The organism is Streptomyces sp. NPDC093546, from assembly GCF_044765045.1.
Classification (GTDB): domain Bacteria; phylum Actinomycetota; class Actinomycetes; order Streptomycetales; family Streptomycetaceae; genus Streptomyces.
The window spans coordinates 186,948-203,926 of record NZ_JBIWJG010000013.1; the positions used below are offsets into that span (position 1 = coordinate 186,948).

At 74.5% G+C, this 16,979-nt stretch carries 15 protein-coding genes and 1 pseudogene; 11 read left to right on the forward strand and 5 right to left on the reverse strand.

The features are described 5' to 3' along the window. Window positions 1-59 precede the first annotated feature (59 nt). Together ACIRNI_RS25940 and ACIRNI_RS25945 are read right to left on the reverse strand one after the other, a co-directional pair. Window positions 60-1,085, reverse strand: a complete 1,026-nt coding sequence (locus ACIRNI_RS25940) for a zinc-binding dehydrogenase (RefSeq protein WP_403554783.1) — start codon at window positions 1,083-1,085, stop codon at window positions 60-62. Next, window positions 1,082-2,236, reverse strand: coding sequence for a mandelate racemase/muconate lactonizing enzyme family protein (locus ACIRNI_RS25945; RefSeq protein ID WP_403554785.1), 1,155 nt, complete (start codon window positions 2,234-2,236; stop codon window positions 1,082-1,084). The genes ACIRNI_RS25940 and ACIRNI_RS25945 overlap by 4 nt, the downstream gene beginning before the upstream one ends. 252 nt (window positions 2,237-2,488) lie before the next feature. Between ACIRNI_RS25945 and ACIRNI_RS25950 the strand changes: the two genes are divergently transcribed. The 5 genes and pseudogenes from ACIRNI_RS25950 (at window position 2,489) to ACIRNI_RS25970 (ending at window position 8,343) form a co-directional block, all read left to right on the forward strand. Continuing rightward, window positions 2,489-3,262, forward strand: coding sequence for an IclR family transcriptional regulator (locus tag ACIRNI_RS25950; protein ID WP_403554787.1), 774 nt, complete (start codon window positions 2,489-2,491; stop codon window positions 3,260-3,262). Continuing rightward, window positions 3,259-4,113, forward strand: coding sequence for an SMP-30/gluconolactonase/LRE family protein (locus tag ACIRNI_RS25955; protein ID WP_403554789.1), 855 nt, complete (start codon window positions 3,259-3,261; stop codon window positions 4,111-4,113). Before ACIRNI_RS25950 ends, ACIRNI_RS25955 begins: the two co-directional genes overlap by 4 nt. A gap of 6 nt (window positions 4,114-4,119) precedes the next feature. Then, a complete protein-coding gene (locus ACIRNI_RS25960) occupies window positions 4,120-4,689 on the forward strand; it encodes a SigE family RNA polymerase sigma factor (RefSeq protein WP_403554791.1) in 570 nt (189 codons plus the stop codon). Window positions 4,690-4,811: 122 nt separating this feature from the next. Beyond that, window positions 4,812-4,976, forward strand: a pseudogene (locus ACIRNI_RS25965) (pectate lyase); the annotation flags it as partial. A 55-nt stretch (window positions 4,977-5,031) separates the two neighbouring features. Beyond that, window positions 5,032-8,343 (forward strand): ATP-binding protein, encoded by a 3,312-nt coding sequence (locus ACIRNI_RS25970; RefSeq protein WP_403554793.1) that lies wholly within the window; start codon window positions 5,032-5,034, stop codon window positions 8,341-8,343. Between the two features lie 5 nt (window positions 8,344-8,348). On the opposite strand, the gene ACIRNI_RS25975 is transcribed toward ACIRNI_RS25970, so the two are convergent. Next, window positions 8,349-10,595, reverse strand: coding sequence for a glycoside hydrolase family 9 protein (locus ACIRNI_RS25975; protein ID WP_403554826.1), 2,247 nt, complete (start codon window positions 10,593-10,595; stop codon window positions 8,349-8,351). 274 nt (window positions 10,596-10,869) lie between these two features. On the opposite strand from ACIRNI_RS25975, the gene ACIRNI_RS25980 reads away from it, so the two are divergent. Continuing rightward, entirely contained in the window at window positions 10,870-11,073 is a 204-nt protein-coding gene (locus ACIRNI_RS25980) for a hypothetical protein (protein ID WP_355368254.1), read from the forward strand. Window positions 11,074-11,167: 94 nt separating this feature from the next. Then, window positions 11,168-12,496, forward strand: coding sequence for a GNAT family N-acetyltransferase (locus tag ACIRNI_RS25985; protein WP_403554796.1), 1,329 nt, complete (start codon window positions 11,168-11,170; stop codon window positions 12,494-12,496). A gap of 51 nt (window positions 12,497-12,547) precedes the next feature. On the opposite strand, the gene ACIRNI_RS25990 is transcribed toward ACIRNI_RS25985, so the two are convergent. Together ACIRNI_RS25990 and ACIRNI_RS25995 are read right to left on the reverse strand one after the other, a co-directional pair. Continuing rightward, window positions 12,548-13,549 carry an iron-containing redox enzyme family protein gene (locus ACIRNI_RS25990; protein WP_403554798.1) on the reverse strand — a complete coding sequence of 334 codons (1,002 nt, stop codon included), beginning with the start codon at window positions 13,547-13,549 and terminating at the stop codon, window positions 12,548-12,550. Next, a complete protein-coding gene (locus tag ACIRNI_RS25995) occupies window positions 13,546-15,138 on the reverse strand; it encodes an FAD-dependent oxidoreductase (RefSeq protein WP_403554800.1) in 1,593 nt (530 codons plus the stop codon). Before ACIRNI_RS25995 ends, ACIRNI_RS25990 begins: the two co-directional genes overlap by 4 nt. A 123-nt stretch (window positions 15,139-15,261) precedes the next feature. Here ACIRNI_RS25995 and ACIRNI_RS26000 point away from each other — a divergent pair, with 123 nt between their 5' ends. Genes ACIRNI_RS26000 through ACIRNI_RS26015 form a run of 4 tightly spaced genes read left to right on the forward strand, consistent with a single transcriptional unit; the run spans window position 15,262 to window position 16,838 of the window. After that, the gene (locus tag ACIRNI_RS26000) at window positions 15,262-15,894 is read left to right on the forward strand and encodes a HemK2/MTQ2 family protein methyltransferase (RefSeq protein WP_403554802.1); all 633 of its coding nucleotides are present in this window, start codon (window positions 15,262-15,264) and stop codon (window positions 15,892-15,894) included. Further along, a complete protein-coding gene (locus ACIRNI_RS26005; RefSeq protein ID WP_403554803.1) occupies window positions 15,878-16,120 on the forward strand; it encodes a CDGSH iron-sulfur domain-containing protein in 243 nt (80 codons plus the stop codon). The genes ACIRNI_RS26000 and ACIRNI_RS26005 overlap by 17 nt, the downstream gene beginning before the upstream one ends. Window positions 16,121-16,152: 32 nt before the next feature. Next, entirely contained in the window at window positions 16,153-16,392 is a 240-nt protein-coding gene (locus ACIRNI_RS26010) for a DUF6480 family protein (protein ID WP_403554805.1), read from the forward strand. A 29-nt stretch (window positions 16,393-16,421) separates the two neighbouring features. Next, complete coding sequence (locus ACIRNI_RS26015) at window positions 16,422-16,838, forward strand: CBS domain-containing protein (protein ID WP_403554807.1); 417 nt, start codon at window positions 16,422-16,424, stop codon at window positions 16,836-16,838. Window positions 16,839-16,979 lie beyond the last annotated feature (141 nt).

A 16,979-nucleotide genomic window follows, 5' to 3' on the forward strand; every position in this document is an offset into this window, starting at 1 on the left:
GCGGTACGGGGGCCGTCAGGAGCGCCCCGTACCGCCGTACGGCACAGAAGGGCCAGGCGCTACGGCCGCAGCAACACCTTCCCGGTCTTGGCGTCGCCGCCGCCGACCAGCGCGACGGCTTCCGCGAACCGCTCCAGCGGGAACTCGTGCGTGATCAGCGGCGCGGGGTCGAGCAGGCCGAGCCCGAAGGCCCGTACCGCGTCGCACCACGCCGACGACGGGGCGCCGAAGACGCTGCGGATCTCCAGCTGGCTCAGCGACAGGTGCACCGGGTCGATGCCGACAGCGCCGGGCGTGAACATCCCGGTCAGCACCACCCGGCCGCCCCGGCGCGCCAGCAGGCACGACGCGGCGGCGGTCGACGGCGCGCCCGCCGTCTCCACCACCAGGTCGAACCGCCCGCGCAGCGCCTCGGCCTCCTCCGGGGAGAGCGTCTCGCTCGCCCCGAACCGCAGCGCCTGCTCGCCGCGCGCCGCCCGCGGGTCGATCACCGTCAGCTCGGCCGGCGACGAGGCGGCGAGCAGCTGCACCGCGAGCAGCCCGAGGGTGCCCGCGCCCACCACCGCGACGCGCTCACCGGGGCGCGGCCGCCCGGTCCGCACCGCCGCCGCGATCACGGCCGACGGCTCCAGCAGGGCCGCCGCGCGCAGGTCGGCGTCGTCGTGCAGCGGGTGCAGCAGCCGCGCGGGCACGACGACGTGGTCGGCGAACGCGCCCGGCTCGGTGAACCCGGTCTCGGCGTAGCCGCCGGTGCACAGGCTCGTCTCGCCGCACCGGCACCGCTCGCACCTGCCGCAGGCGCGGAACCCCTCGGCGACCGTCTTGCGGCCCGCCAGCGCCGGGTCCACGCCCGAGCCGACCGCCTCCACGGTGCCGGACCACTCGTGGCCCGGGACCACCGGGTAGCGGACGTACGCGGCGTCGCGGTGCCCGTCGTACACCTCGCGGTCGCTCATGCAGATCCCGGCGGCGGCGACCCGCACGAGGACCTCGCCGGGCCCGGGGACCGGCACGTCCCGCTCCACGAGCCGGTGCACGCCGGGCCGGTCGACGACCAGCGCACGGCTGCGTGGCGGCCCGCTCACTTCGGCGCCCTCTTCTCCCAGCCCTCGGCCCACAGGTCGAACCGCGCCTTCTGCTGCGGGAACTCCGCCGCCGCGTCCACGTCCAGCTCCACGCCGAGGCCCGGCGCGTGCGAGACCTCGAAGCAACCGGTGGCCGGGTCCACCTGCGGGGCGCCCTTCACCACCTTCTTGATCTCCGCGTCCGCGAAGTCGTTGAAGTGCTCCAGGATCTTGAAGTTCGGCGTGCAGGCCGCCAGCTGGAGCGAGGCCGCGGTGAGCACCGAGCCGCCGACGTTGTGCGGGGCGACGAGCATGTAGTGCGTCTCGGCGGTCGCCGCCAGCTTGCGCGTCTCCAGGATGCCGCCGATGTGTCCCAGGTCCGGCTGGATGATGTCGGCCGCCTGCGACTCGAACAACTCGCGGAACTCGATCCGGTCGTGGATCCGCTCACCCGTCGCCACCGGCAGGTCCACCTTCTCGGCGACCTTCTTCAGCGCCTTGAGGTTCTCCGGCGGCACCGGCTCCTCCAGCCAGGCCGGCGCGAACGGCGCCATCTCCTTCGCCAGCCGCACCGCCGTCGCCGGGCTGAACCGCCCGTGCATCTCCAGCATGAGCTCGGCGTCCGGCCCGATCGCGTCCCGCACCGCCTCGATCAGCGAGACCGCGTACCGCGTCTGCTCCGCGTCCAGCTCGAAGTGCCCGGTCCCGAACGGGTCGATCTTCAGCGCCCGGTAGCCGCGCGCCATGACCTCCTGCGCCGCCTTGTGGTACGCCTCCGGGGTGCGCTCGGTGGTGTACCAGCCGTTCGCGTACGCCTTGACCCGGTCCGTCACCTTGCCGCCGAGCAGCTGCCAGACCGGCACGCCCAGCGCCTTGCCCTTGATGTCCCAGCACGCCATCTCGACGACCGCGATGCCTGACATGACGATCTCGCCGGCCCGGCCGTAGTCGCCGTACTTCATCCGCCGGACGAGGTCCTCCACCGCGAACGGGTCGGAACCGGCGATGTGGTTGGCCTCGGCCTCCCTCAGGTAGCCGATCAGCGCGTCGGTGTGGCCGAGCATGCGGGTCTCGCCGACGCCGGTCAGCCCTTCGTCGGTGTGCACGAGCACATAGGTGAGGTTGCGCCAGGGGGTCCCGACGACATGCGTACTGATGCCGGTGATGCGCACGGCAATGGCCGCCCTTCTGCCCTTCCGGGTCGTTCGGTGCGTTCGCTTCGTTCGGTGCGTTGAGTGCGTACGGAGTTCCGACGTGTTCGGTATTTCGTCACACGTTCGAAATCTTGGCGTGACCGTATTCAGTCCCTCCGGAGGTGTCAATGGGTGACGCACGGCCGTTGCCCTCGAAGTGGCCTGTGGTTAGCCTGTGTTCGTCATACCGGCCATACGCCGGAGTTTCGAACGAAGAGAGGGGTGGCCGGAATGGGCCGTCTCGTCCCCGCGGTGACCAGAGCGCTCGACATCCTGGAGCTCTTCCTGGAGGGCGACGGCACCCTCTCCGCCCCCGAGGTCACCCGCAAGCTCCAGCTGCCCCGCACCACCGTGCACGAGCTGCTCACCACCCTCGCCGCCCGCGCCTACCTGGTGCCCGTCGCCGACCAGCCGGGCCGCTACCGCCTCGGCGTCCGCACCTACCAGCTCGGCAGCCGGTACGCCGAACAGCTCGACCTCGCCGCCGAGGGCCAGCGCGTCGCCCGCGAGGTCGCCGAGACCTGCGACGAGACCGTCCACGTGGCCATCCTCGAGGACCTCGACGTCATCTACATCGCCAAGGTGGACTCCACGCACGCCGTCCGCATGGTCTCCGCCGCCGGGCGCAGGCTCCCCGCCCACTGCACCTCCGTCGGCAAGATGCTCCTCGCCGCCCTCCCCGAGGACGAGCTCGACCGCCGCATCGCCGGCCGCGACCTGGTCGCGATGACCCCCAACAGCCTCACCGACCCCGACGAGCTGCGCGCCGCGCTCGCCGAGATCCGCGCGCGCGGCATCGCCACCGAACACCGGGAGTCCAACCCCGATGTCGCCTGCGTCGCCGCGCCCGTACGCGACAGCGCCGGCCGGGTCGTCGCCGCGCTGTCCGTCTCCGTCCCGATGATCCGCTGGAGCGAGCAGCGCGAGGCCGAACTCGCCGAACTCGCCGCCAAGGGCGCCGACGACCTCTCCGTCAGCCTCGGCCACCGTGGCGGCACCCGGTGAGCCGCGCGGCCGGCGTGCGGGTCGCCGTACGGGAACACGCCGAGCTCGGCGAGGGCCCCACCTGGGACCCGGCGGCCGGACGGCTCGTCTGGGTCGACATCCTCGGCTCCCGCGTCCACACCTACGACCCCGGCAGCGGCCGCCGCACCGTCCTGACCACCGGTCAGCACGTCGGCGCCGCCAAGCCGCGCGCCGGCGGCGGGCTCGTGGTCAACCTGCGGGACGGCATCGGCCTCTACGACGGAGGCGGGGCGTTCCGCTGGCTCCTCCACGACCCCGTCGCCGGGCGGCGCGGCAACGACGCGGCCGTCGCGCCCGACGGCTCCCTGTGGGCGGGCACGATGCGGTACGACGAGGCGCCCGGCGGCGGCACCCTCACCCGGGTCGCGCCCGACGGGACCGGCACCGTCGTCTTCCCGGACGTGTCGGTGAGCAACGGCACCGGCTGGAGCCCGGACGGCTCCCTCATGTACTACATCGACACCCCCACGCGCCGGATCGACGTCTGCCGCGTCGACGGCGACAGCGTCGTGGACCGCCGCCCGCTGGCCGCGGTCGAGCCGGGCGCCGGCTTCCCGGACGGCCTGACCGTCGACGCCGACGGCTGCGTCTGGGTCGCCCTCTGGGACGGCGGCGCGCTGCGCCGCTACACCCCCGAAGGCGCGCTGGACCGAACCGTCGAGCTGCCCGTGCGCCGCCCCACCGCCTGCGCCTTCGGCGGCCCGGACCTGCGCGACCTCTACATCACCACCGCCCGCACCGGCCTGCCCCGCCCCCACCCCCTCGCCGGATCGCTCCTCGTCCTCCCGAACGCGGGCGCGGGCCTGCCCGGCACCCCCTTCGCGGGCTGACGGGCCATGGGCCCCCGACCGGAACCCCCCACCGGCGGCGGGCACGACAGCCTCGCGGCGGCCGAGTTCCACGCGTTCTTCGAGCGCCATTACGCCGAACTCGCCCGCCTCGCCCACCTCCTGACCGGTGAGGCCGACGCCGCCGACGACCTCGCCGCCGACGCGCTGCTCGCCCTCTGGCGCCGCTGGGACCGCGTCCGCGCCGCCGACCACCCGGGCGCGTACGCCAGGGGAGTCGTCGCCAACCTCGCCCGCAGCCGCATCCGCAGCGCCGTACGCGAACGCCGCCGCGTCGCGCTGTTCTGGTCGCGGCGCGGCGACCACACCGACGAGCCCGACGTGCCGGCGGTCGTCGACGTCCAGGGCGCCCTGCGCCGGCTGCCGTTCCGCAAGCGCGCCTGCGTCGTCCTGCGGCACGCCTTCGACCTCTCCGAACGGGACACCGCGCTCAGCCTCGGCATCTCGGTCGGCACCGTGAAGAGCCAGACCTCCCGGGCGATGGCCCAGCTGGAACAGCTCCTCGGCAGCCGGGCCGCGGTGCGGCTCGTGGCAGGACGGGAACAGTGGACGACCTGAAGCGCCTGCTGCGCCACGCGGCCCGCGCCCACCAGCCGGGCCGCGCCCGCATCCTCGCCCGCGTCACCCGTGGCATGTCCGCCACGCCCCGGCCGCTCACCGCCCTCACCGTCGCCCGCGCCACCGCCACCCTGCGCAGCCTCCGCATCCACGGCGACAGCAGCGGGAAGATCAAGCCGTGCGTGCGCTACACCGGCAACAACACGGGCGCCGAACCCGTCCGGACCGGCAGCGGGCCCGACGGCACCTACTGCCGCTACACGGCGTCGGACATCACCTACGAATAGCGCCCCGGGGCCTCCGCACCGCTCCGCCCCTGGTCCCGGGGGAGACAATGATCCGGTGACTCACGGCCACGGCTACCGCTACCGCGTCCTCGGCGCCACCCAGGCGCTCCGCCCCGACGGCACCGAGGCCCCGCTCGCGGGGCCTCGGCTGCGGGCGCTGCTCACCGCGCTCGCGGCCGCCGCCGGGCGGACCGTCCCGGTCGCCGGGCTCGCCGCCCAGGTCTGGCCGCACGACGACCCCGCCGACGCGCTCCCCGCCGACGAGACGGCGGCCCTCCAGGCCCTTGTCGGGCGGTTGCGCCGGGCGCTGGGCCGGGACGCCGTACGCTCCGGGCCGGGCGGCTACCAGCTCGTCGCCCGGCCCGAGGACATCGACCTGTTCCGCTTCGAGCGGCTCGCCGCCGACGGCGCCGCCGCGCTCGACGCCGGCGACCCGGCCGCCGCGGCCCGCCTGCTCGACGAGGCGCTCGGCCTGTGGCGCGGGCCCGCGCTGGCCGACCTGCCCGGCCGGGACCGCGACCCCCTCGCCGTACGGGCGCGGCTGCGGCACACCGAGGCGCGCCGGACCCGCCTCGCCGCCGAGGTCGCGCTCGGCCGTCCGCAGGACGCCCTGCCGGGCCTCGCCGAACTCGTCGCGGACCGGCCGCTGGACGAGCCGCTGGCTGCCCTGCGGATCCGGGCGCTGCGCGCGGCCGGACGCCCGGCCGAGGCGCTCCAGGCGTACGAGGAGGTCCGGGCCGGGCTCGCCGCGCGCCTCGGCACCGCGCCGGGCCCGGAGCTGCGGGCCCTGCACGCGGAGCTGCTCGCGGCGGACAAGGAGCCGGAGCCGGATCCGGACCCGGCTGAGGCCCCGGCGTCCCGGCGCGCGCCGCGCCCGTCCGCGCCGCCCGGGAACCTGCGCGCCCGTCTGACCTCGTTCATCGGCCGCGACACCGAACTGGCCGCCCTCGCCGAGGCGGTCCGCCGCCACCGCCTGGTCACCCTCCTCGGGCCCGGTGGCGTCGGCAAGACCCGGCTGGCGCTCGAAACCGCCGACACCGCCGACACCACCGACCGGCCCGACGGCGTCTGGATCGCCGAACTCGCCCCCGTACGCGACGAGGACGCCGTCGTCGAGACCGTCCTCACCGCCCTCGGCGCGCGCGAGCCGCTCCGCTGGAACACCGACGGACGCGCCCGCGACCCGCTCGCCCAGCTCCTGGAGCACTGCGGGCGGCGGCGCCTGCTGCTGGTGCTCGACAACTGCGAGCACGTCATCGGCGCCGCCGCCCGCCTCGCCGACACCCTGCTGGCGGCCTGCCCCGGCGTCACCGTGCTCGCCACCAGCCGCGAGCCGCTCGGCGTCCCCGGCGAAGCGGTACGGCCGGTCGAGCCGCTGCCCGAGGACGCGGCGTTGCGGCTGCTCGCCGAGCGGGGCGCGGCGGCCCGCCCCGGGTTCGACGTGTCGGACGACCCGGACGCCTGCGCCGAGATCTGCCGGCGCCTCGACGGCCTGCCGCTCGGCATCGAACTGGCCGCCGCGCGCCTGCGCGCCCTGACGCCCCGCCAGATCGCCGACCGCCTCGACGACCGCTTCCGCCTCCTGACCGGCGGCAGCCGCACCGCACTGCCCCGCCAGCAGACCCTGCGCGCGGTCGTCGACTGGTCCTGGGACCTGCTCGAGGCGGCCGAACGGGTGGTGCTGCGGCGCCTGGCCGTCTTCTCCGGCGGCTGCTCGCTCCCCCTCGCCGAGGAGGTCTGTGCCGAGCCCGACACCCTCGAACGCCTCGCCTCCCTCGTCGACAAGTCCCTCGTCGTCGCCGACCCGGCGCCCGACGGCACCATGCGCTACCGGCTCCTGGAGACCGTCGCCGACTACGCCGCCGCCCGCCTCGCCGAGGCGGGGGAACGGGAGACCACCGCCCGCCGCCACCTCACGGCCCACCGCGAACTCGCCCGCACCGGCGACCGCGAACTGCGCGGACCGCACCAGACGGAGTGGCTGAACGCCTTCGAGACGGAGCACGACAACCTCCGCGCCGCCCTGCGCACCGCCGTCGAGCTCGGCGAGGAGCAGGACGGCCTGTGCCTGGCCCTCTCCCTGAACTGGTTCTGGCAGCTGCGCGGCCACCAGAGCGACGCCCGCGTCTGGTCGGCGGCCGTCGCCGCGCTCGGCCCCGACCCCTTCCTGCCGCCCGTACGGCCGGCCGTGCCGATGACCGCCCGCTGCACCGAGGCGCCGCCCCCGTGGGACGAGGAGACCCTGTGGGAGGCGCGGCGCGGTGTGCGCCTGCTGGTCTTCGCCTCCGACGGCAGCCAGGGCACCGCCGCCCTGGAGAAGCCCGAGAACCGCGCCTACATGCAGGCCATCGCCGAGGCCTACCGCCCCGGCCTGCCGCAGAACAGCCGCCAGCCCGGCGCCATGTGGTTCTTCGTCCGCATGCTCCTCGGCGAGTTCCGGGGCATCCCCGACACCATGGAGGCCGTCGTGGAGTGCTGCCGCGCGCACGGCGACGACGTGGACCTCGGATTCGCCCTGCTGATGCGCGCCAAACTGTCCCCGGACGGGTACGCCGACGCCGACGAGGCCCTCGGCCGGTTCCAGGCGGCCGGGGACCTGTGGGGCGCCTCCGAATCGCTCTCCGCGCGCGGCGAGGCCCACGAGCGCGCCGGCCGGTACGCCGAGGCCGCCCGCGACTTCGAGCGGGCCATGGCGAGCGCCGAGCGGGTCGGGGCGCACAGCCAGGCCGTCTTCCAGGCCCGCCTCGCGTCGGTACGGCTCCGCCTCGCCACCACCCCCGCCGAGCGCGAGAGCGCCGAACGCCTGCTGCTCGACGCCGCCGAGACGGCACGCACGTACAGCGTCGAGACCGTCTCCACCGCGCGGCTGCTGCTGGCCCAGCACTACGGCCGCACCGGGCGCGTCCCCCTCGCCCGCCACCAGCTCCGGCTCATCGAAGGGGAGTTCACCCCCTCCATGGCCGAGATGTTCACCGGCATGCTGCTCGGCCTGCACGCCTGGCTGGACTGCCTCGACGGCGACCACGCGGCCGCCCGCCGCCACCTCGCGCGCGCCGTCCGCCTGCTGGAGACCCTGGCCTATGTGGTCGCCCCGCACATGATCCTTGCCCAGTTCGCGACCGCCGCCTGGGCGATGGCGCACGACGGCGACCCGTACGACGGCGCCCGGCTGCTGGGCGCGTACGACCGGCACGACACGGCGGCCTCCGGGACGGGATTCCGCCACCTCCCCCTCGACGCCGAGAAGGAGGTCAGGGACCGCGCCGAGACCGAGCTGCGCGCGGTCCTCGACACGGCGGCGTACGCCCGCGCCCACGCCGAGGGCGGCGACCTCACCCTGAAGGAGGCCGCCGCCCTCATACGCTGATCCGCCTACGGTGTGCGCGCCGTGCCGTCGCCGAGGCCGTCGGCGTACGCGGCGACCCAGGCGAGCGGGGCGTTCCAGTTGATGGTGATCTCGTTGGTCGACCAGGACTCGATGTCGTCGATGTAGCACATCGCCGGGGCGCAGCCCTTCAGTTTGGCCTGCGCGACCGGGTCCTGGATGGCGTCGTTCGGACCGCCCGCCAGCGAGCCCGGTGCCGGGTTCGGCAGGGACGGGTCGAGCTGGTGGGCCCAGAAGCGGTGGTGCTGGTTGTGCGCGTCCCGCTCGCCGTAGCCGGTGACGTACGACTGGTTGAGCGGGTTGCGCCCCAGCAGGTAGTCCAGGCCGCGCAGGACGGCGTCCCGGTAGACGGTCCGGCCCGTCAGGTCGTGGGCCGTGGCGAGGACCACCATGTTGTTGGCCACCTGGCTGTTGGAGCCCCACACGTAGTGGCCGTCCGGCGGCGCGTAGGGCAGGCCGTACGTGGTGCGCGCGGAGTCGGCCGCGTAGCCGTCCGCCGCCTTCGTCACCATGGCCCGTACCGCCTTCCGCTCCTTGGCGGTCAGCTTGTTCGGCACGGTGGCCAGGTCCAGCGCGCCCAGGCCCGCCACCGCGCCCCACGACATGCCGCCGCGCGGGAACACCGCGTCGGCGTCGCCGTGCAGCGGGGAGCGCAGCACCTCCCGGCGGTAGACGTCCTTGCCGGTGGTCAGGAAGAGCTCGGCCGCCGCCCAGTAGAACTCGTCGCGTACGTCGTCGTCGGGGTAGGCGCCGCCGCCCGTGCCGTCGTTCGGGTCGGCCAGCACGTCCGGGTGGGCCTTGGCGGCGTTCCACGCGGTCAGCGCCGCCGTGCGGCAGCGGGCGGCGAAGGCCGCGTCGTACCGGGCGAAGAGGCGGGCGCACTGGGCGGCCGTGGCGGCCAGGTTGAGGGTGGCCGCGGTGGTCGGCGGGTGCAGCTCGCGCGGCTGCGGGTCGGTGTGCGGGGGAGTGGGCAGCCCGGTCCACGCCTTGTCGTGCAGCTTGTGGTGGACCATGCCGGCCAGCGGCTTGCCCGCCGGGACCTGCATCCGCATCAGGAAGTCCATCTCCCAGCGGACCTCGTCGAGGATGTCCGGCACGCGGTTGCCGTGCTCGGGCAGCCGCAGCCTGCCGTCCGCGAACGGCGCCCCGTCCGCACTCTCCTCGGTCAGCGTCCGCTCGTACGCCGACATCAGCTGGGCCACGGATATACCGCCGTTGACGACGTACTTGCCGTGGTCCCCGGCGTCGTACCAGCCGCCCGCCGCGTCGAGGCGGTAGTCGCACACGCCCGGCTGGCACGGCACGTCGTCGTCGCCTTGGTTCGGGCTCACGTTGAGGTGCCCGGCGGGGCGGGCGTACTGCTCGCCGACGATGGCGGCGTCGATCTCGATGCCGCTGCGGTTGTGGTAGAAGTACGCGAGCGCGTCGGTGACCAGCGACGAGTACAGGCCGTCACCGATCGCGAACGGCTCGCTCCGCTCTCCCGCGACGGTAACGGTGTAGCCCTCGCCGGCGGTGGTCACCGCGCTGAAGTCGAAGGTGTGGACGTGCTGCCGCGAGGTGGGGTCCACCCCGGCCGGGGTGGTCGTGCCGCTCGCCCGGGTCGCCCCGCGGGCGTCGGTGAGCGTCCACGGCAGCGGTTCGGTCGCGTCGCTGACGACGGTGCCGCCCTTGGGGCCGTGGGGCAGGTAGCCGACCTGGTTGACGCGGACCGGGGAGCCGGTGTCCGGCTCGTACGGGGGCGGCTGCGTGCCGCCGCGCAGCGAGACGTCGTCGACGCAGAAGGTGTACGCCGCCGCGCTGCCGCCGATCTGGAAGGCGAGCTGGGCGGCCGTGTGGTCGGCGCTCGCCGTGAAGGCGTGCGTGACGCGGGCGGCCGTCGGTCCGACGGGCTGCGCGGCGCCGAGCTCCGTGGTCCACGGCTCGGTCGCCATCTGGACGTTGGCGCGGATGGTGACGGGCGTCGTCGCCGTCGCCGTGTAGCTGAGCGTGTACCCCTCCCCGGCGGTGAGGGGGAGGGCGTTCTGCCCGATGATCGCGTCCCAGGGGTTGGCCGTGCCCGCCGGGACCTCGGCGCACAGGCGCCCGTCCACGACGGCGGCCGGGCTGCCCGCGGTCCACCACCAGGAGGTGGTGCCGTTCGAGAAGTCCCCGTTGCTGATCAGCTCGGGTACGTCCTCGGCCGGTTCGGCCGGTTCGGCCGCGCCGGCCGGGACCACCAGGGCCCCGGCCAGCAGCCCGGCGAGGGCGGCGGCGAGGCGGGCGGTTCGTTTTCGGTGGGGCTGCTGATGCGACACGCTGCGTTCCTCGGGGGAGTGGGGACGGGGGTGGCGGTGCACGAGCCGCTCTGGTGGGAGCGCTCCCAATCTCCGGGTCCGAGAGGCCTGCGTCAAGATGTCGCACACGGCTGGTTCCGGGTGTGCGACGGAGCGGCGGCGCCCCGGGTGTAGGGGATGCGTTCGGGGTACCCGGCGACGACAATGACTGCAGGACGAACAAGGAGGCGGCATGAACGCTGAGCCCGATTCGACCTCCCAGCGAGAGCGCGTCACGCCGGACAAGCTGCTGCACAGCGGCGCCGAGAGCGGCGAATTCACCGCGGAGGACCTGGTCCTCGCCTCGGGGCGTGACGTGAACCCGAAGAACATGGCCTGGGCCGAACGCCGGCTGGCCGAGAAGGGCAAGGCCGCCCTCGACGAACTGCTCCCCTGACCACCCGGACCGCCGGCCCCCGGCGCGCGGGCCCCGCGGCCGCACCCCTCACGGGTGGCGGCCGCGGTCCCGCACGCGCGGGTACGCTGCCGCGGTGGACGGACACATACCTTTCGAGCGGCTGCACAACTTCCGTGACCTGGGCGGCTGTACGACCGAAGACGGCCGCGTGGTGCGAGGGGGAGCGCTCTACCGCTCCGACTCCCTCGGCAAGCTGAACGGCGAACCGCACGGCGACGACTGGGCGCGGTTCCTCGCCCTCGGTGTGCGCACGGTCATCGACCTGCGCTACCCGTGGGAGATCGACGCCAAGGGTTGCGTACCGCTCCACGCCTCGTTCACGTACCACAACCTCGGCATCGAGCACCGCCCCTACGACCAGGCGAGCCTGGGCCCGGAGGTGGAGCCGGGCCCCTTCCTGGCAGAGAAGTACCTGGAAGTCGCGCACGACGGCGTCAAGGAACTGCGCCGGGCCCTGGAGGTGATCGCCGCCGCCGAGGGCACCCCCCTGGTGTTCCACTGCCAGTCCGGCAAGGACCGCACCGGGCTGCTCGCCGCCCTGGTGCTCGCGCTGCTGGGAGTCCCGGAGACGCAGATCGTCGAGGACTTCACGCTCACCGAACGCGCCACCGAAGGACTCCTCGCCGACTGGCGGGCCGACCGCCCCGGCCAGTCGCCGACCTGGCCCGGCTACGGCCGGGCACCGGCCGACGTCATGCGCCTGTTCCTCGCCGCTCTGGCCCGGCGGTACGGGTCCGTGCGCGCGTACGCCCGTGACGTGCTGGGCGTCGACGACGAGCTGGTGGCGGCGCTCCGGCGCCACCTGCTCGCACCGGCCGGGGAGCCCACACTGGCTCCGCCCGGGGAGCCCGCGCCGGGCCCGGCCACCCCGGCTGCCTCGGTCACCTCGGCCGCGTTCCGCCGCGCGGACGAGCGCGACCTCTCCACCCTGGTCCGGCTCAGGGACGACGCCGCCCGCTGGCAGATCGCCGAGGGCATCGACCAGTGGAAGCCGGGCCAGCTCGGCGAGGACCACTTCCTGGCCCGGATGGCCGACGGAGAGGTCTGGCTCGCCGCCCTCGGCCCGGACGGCCCCGTCATCGGCGCCTGGGAGCTCTGGTGGGACGACCCGGCGGCCTGGGGCCCGCAGGCCCCCACCGCCGGATACGTCCACCGCCTGATGACCGACCGCCGCACCGCGCCCCCCGGCACCGGCCGCCGCATGCTCGCCGAGGCCGAACGCCGCGTCGCCGAGGCCGGCCGGACCCTGTGCCGCCTCGACTGCCTGGCCCACAACGCCCGGCTGCGCCGCTACTACGAGGACGCCGGGTACACGGTGGTGGGCGAGCAGCGCTCCAAGGACGGCGGCACAGCCGCCCCGTACGCGGTGACGCTGCTGGAGAAGCGGCTGGTCACCGCCTGACGGGCGGGCCGCCGGGTCCGCCCCGGCGGCCCGCCGCTCACGCCGCCGCCCTCACGCCGCCCGCAGGGCGGCCGGCGAGTGGCGCAGGGACGTGCGGCCCGCGTCCCACGCCCCCAGCACGTGCGCGTCCCAGCGGTCGTCCAGCCACACGGTCGCGCGGATGCCGAAGGCGACATCCGCCGCCAGCTCCGGCTCGCGGGCCAGCAGATCGCCCAGGACGTCGCGGCGCATCACCTGCTCGTGCACCGCGTCCGCCTCGATGTGCTCCGTGAAGAACCGGACGCACCGCTCCTCGGCGCCCAGCCGCTCCAGCGCCTTCGCCATCCGCCGGGCCCCCGGCGGCGAGGTGATCTCCAGGACCGCGAAGTTCCCGGCCGCCGCGCCCCGCAGCGAGCGGCGCAGCCCGAACAGCGACATCGCGTTCACCACGGCCAGCGTGGCCGCCGGGGCCAGGTCCAGATAGCGCCCGTACGAGGGGTCGAGCCCCGCGCCCTCCATCAGGTCCGCGTACAGCCGCGCGTGCACCCGTTCGCCGCGCCCGCCGCCGAACTCGTCGAACGCCACCGCCACCAGCGACGCCTTGGCCTGCCCCTCCAGGCGCGGAATCAGCCACGCCTGCGGATCGGACTCCTTGAGCTGGTACAGCGAGCGGTGCACCAGGTACTCCCGCATCAGCTCCCAGGTGCCCGACTCCATCAGCCGGTGCGAGACCCCGTGCCCGTCGACCGGCTCCACCAGCAGCGGCGCCAGGGCGCCGTCCACGTCGTCGTCCCCGGGCACCGCCTCGCGCAGCGCCGCCAGGAACGCCTCCTCCATCGGCCGGCGCAGCCCCAGCAGCGCCGGGTCCCACTCCCGGTCGCCCGAGACGCCCTCGAGGTCCCGGTAGTGCGGTTCGTACGCCAGATACAGCGCCAGCTGCAGGTCCTCCCCGAACGGGTCGGCCGCCGCGACGCCGGCGTCCGACGGTGGCGCCGCCTCACCCAGCAGCACCCGCCGCACGGCCGCCGACAGCGGGCCACGCGGTTCGGGCAGGGGAGCGGGCCTCTGCGTCATGCGCCGTCCTCCTTCACGTCTTCCTGCGCGCCTTCGGCGCCTTGCGCGCCCTCCGCGCCTTCCTCCACCTCGTACTGCTCCAGCGGCCGCAGCGCGGGCCCCTGCATCACCTTGCCGTCGACGTCGAAGCGCGAGCCGTGGCACGGGCACTCCCAGGCGCACTCCTCGTCGTTGAAGTGCACGATGCAGCCCAGGTGCGTACAGCGCGCCGACACCGCGTGCAGCGCCCCCGACGCGTCCCGGTGCACCGCGAGCCGCTGCCCCCCGACGCGCACCACCGCACCGGCGCCCGGCGCGATGTCGGCGGTCGAGTCGGCGTGCGCGCCCGGCAGCCGGTCGCCGATGAAGTGCTTGCCGACCTGCGCCTGGAGCCGCAGCATCGCGGGCGCCTCGCGCACCGGATGCAGCCGCACCGGGTCGTACAGGCTCGTCCAGGCCGGCTCGCGACCCCGGATGCGGCAGGCCAGCAGATCGCCGGCCATCACCCCGTTGCTCATGCCCCAGCCGGCGAAGCCGGTCGCCACGTACGCGTGCCGGGCGCCCGCGTGCAGGCGCCCGACGTACGGCACCCGGTCGGTCGTGAAGTTGTCCTGCGTCGCCCAGCGGTGCGTGAGCTCCACGCCCGGGAACCGCTCGCGGGCCCAGGCCTCCAGCTTCTCGTAGCGCTCACCGACCTCACCCGCCTCCTCCGTGCCGGGCGTGAACTTCTCGCCGGTGACGATCAGCATGCGCCGCCCGTCGCCGTACGGCGCCGTCCGCACCGAGCGCGTCCCGCCCTCCGGCGTCAGGAACATGCCGCCGGGGTCCTGCTCCGCCGGGATCGGCCCGGCCACCACCAGCTCGCGCTTCGGCTCCAGCCGGGTGAACAGCAGCCCCCGGTCGAAGACCGGGTAGTGCGTGGCGACCACGACGTCCCGGGCCTTGACCGTGTGCCCGCTGCTCGTGGTCAGCTCGCACGGCGAACCCTCCTGGAGCCGCGTCACCCGGGTCCGCTCGAAGATCCGCCCGCCCAGCACCTCCAGGTCGGCGGCGAGCGCCAGCAAGTACTTGCGCGGGTGGAACTGCGCCTGGTTCTCGACCTTGACCGCGCCCGCCACCGGGAAGGGCAGCGGCACGTCCGTCTCGTACGAGGCGGCGAGACCCGCCGCGCGCGCCGCCTCCGCCTCCTCGCGGAGCTTGCCGGCCATGGCCGGGTCCTCGGTGTACGTGTACGCGGGCAACGCCTCCAGATCGCAGTCGATGCCCAGCTCCTCCGCCACCTGCGCCACCCGTTCGACCGCGATCTGCTGCGAATGCGCGTACAGCCGCGCCCCGCGCGCGCCGTGCACCGACTGGATCTCGGCGTACGCGAGGCCGTGCAGGGACGACAGCTTCGCCGTGGTGTGGCCGGTCACCCCGGACGCGATCCGGTCGGCCTCCAGCAGCACCACCGGATGCCCGGCGCGGGCCACCTCCCAGGCCGTGCACAGCCCCGCGATCCCACCCCCGACGACCGCGACCTCGGTCTCGATGGAGCCGTCCAGGGGCGGACGGGCGGGGCCGGGGGCGTACTCCATCCACAGGGAGCCGGAGGCGGGGTCGTACGTCATCGCTCACTCCTCACAGCCGTACACATCGTCTTCTTGCTCACGTTCCGATACACACCGTTTCGATCGTTTCGCGGGAGATCTTTGAGGTACCCGCTACGCATGCGGCTACTCAAACCACGTGGTGTGTACGAGCCCCAGGAGGACACGGAGCTGCTTGCGAAGGCCGCCCGCAGCGAACTGCGTACCCTGCATCTCCCCGCCCACGCCGAGATCCTCGACGTGGGCACCGGAACGGGTGCGCTCGCGCTGCTGGCGGCCGAGTGGACAGCGGCGCGGGTGACCGCCGTGGACATCTCCTGGCGCGCCGTGCTCGCCGCGCGCTACAACGCCCGGCGACGCGGCCTGCCCGTCGAGGTGCGCCACGGCGACCTCACCGGACCGGTCGAGGGCCGGACCTTCGACCTCATCCTCGCGAACCCGCCGTACGTGGCCTCACCGCGTCCGGCGCACGGCCCGGCGCGCTCCTGGAACGCCGGGACCGACGGGCGCGCCGTCCTGGACCGGCTGTGCGAGCGCGTGCCCGGGCTGCTGCGCGACGGGGGCGTCCTGCTCCTGGTGCAGTCGGCGCTCAGCGGCGTGGGCACGACGCTCGAGCAGCTTGGCGACCGGGGGCTCAGCACGCGGGTGGCCCTGCGCACCCGAATCCCCTTCGGGCCGGTGATGGACGACCACGCCGAATGGCTGGAGGAGCGCGGCCTCATCCCGCCCGGCGAACGCAAGGAGGAGCTGGTGGTGATCCGTGCCCAGCGAACGTGACCCCCGGCGCGTCGTCGTCGACCCCGAAGGCCCCCTACTGCTGGACGGACCGGTCGAGGTCCGCCTGCCCGACGGCACCACGGCGTGCTCGGACCGGTTCATGGTGGCGGTGTGCACCTGCCGGCGCAGCCGCCGCTACCCGTGGTGCGACACGAGCCACCGGCGCAGGACCCGTACGGAACCGGCCGGTGAAGCCGACGAAGCAGGTGAACGTCGAGGAGGGTGAATGAAACGCCCGCGACTGCGCACTCGTAGTCCATGACCCACCCGAACCCGAACCCGGACCCAGATCCGGACCGCACCACGGGCCTCGAGCCCGGTGGTGGCGTTCCACCCGGCGAGACACCGCCCGCGGAGTCGAGCATGTCCGAGGCCGGGCCGAGGGAGACGCACAACCCGACGACCGGCTGGGCGAAGGCCCCGCTGGTCATGATCCTGCTCATCGTGGTGCTCGTGGCGGCGCTGTTCGCCGCGATGGCCCTGGTGATCGCACTGTGAACCCGAACCTGTGAAGGAGCTCGAAACACATGACAACCGCACGTCAGCTGATGACCAAGGGCGTCGAGTGCATCGGCGAGAGCGACACGCTCCTGAAGGCGGCCGAGACGATGAAGCGGCTCGGGGTCGGAGCGATGCCGATCTGCGGCGACGACGACAAGCTCAAGGGCATGCTGACCGACCGCGACATCGTGGTGAAGGGCCTCGGGGCGGGCAAGGACCCGTCCACCACCACGGCGGGTGAACTCGCGCAGGGCGAGGTCGTGTACGTGGGCGCCGACGACGACGCGCAGCTCGTGCTGCGCAAGATGTCCGAGCACAAGGTGCGCCGGCTCCCGGTGATCGACAACCACCGGCTGGTCGGCATGGTCGCCCAGGCCGACGTGGCCCGCGCCCTCCCGGACCCGCAGGTCGGCGACCTGCTGCAGGCGCTCTCCACGGACTAGGGGGCGTCTTGTCGATCTTGCCGGGCTCGCGGCGTCTGGCACGCACGCTCGCCGCGTTGTCGTCGGTCGCCGATGGCCCCCGTAGCCCTTCGGGCACGGGAGGTGCCCCCACCGCATGGACTCCCTCCTCCGCCTTGCGAT

What these genes read in the sequence shown, in the direction of transcription:
- ACIRNI_RS25960 (WP_403554791.1), top strand. Translation starts at nt 4,120, where the DNA reads ATGGGCCCCCGACCGGAACCCCCCACCGGCGGCGGGCACGACAGCCTC.
- ACIRNI_RS26010 (WP_403554805.1), top strand. Translation starts at nt 16,153, where the DNA reads ATGACCCACCCGAACCCGAACCCGGACCCAGATCCGGACCGCACCACG.
- ACIRNI_RS25995 (WP_403554800.1), bottom strand. Translation starts at nt 15,138, where the DNA reads ATGACGTACGACCCCGCCTCCGGCTCCCTGTGGATGGAGTACGCCCCC.
- ACIRNI_RS25950 (WP_403554787.1), top strand. Translation starts at nt 2,489, where the DNA reads ATGGGCCGTCTCGTCCCCGCGGTGACCAGAGCGCTCGACATCCTGGAG.
- ACIRNI_RS25980 (WP_355368254.1), top strand. Translation starts at nt 10,870, where the DNA reads ATGAACGCTGAGCCCGATTCGACCTCCCAGCGAGAGCGCGTCACGCCG.
- ACIRNI_RS25990 (WP_403554798.1), bottom strand. Translation starts at nt 13,549, where the DNA reads ATGACGCAGAGGCCCGCTCCCCTGCCCGAACCGCGTGGCCCGCTGTCG.
- ACIRNI_RS26015 (WP_403554807.1), top strand. Translation starts at nt 16,422, where the DNA reads ATGACAACCGCACGTCAGCTGATGACCAAGGGCGTCGAGTGCATCGGC.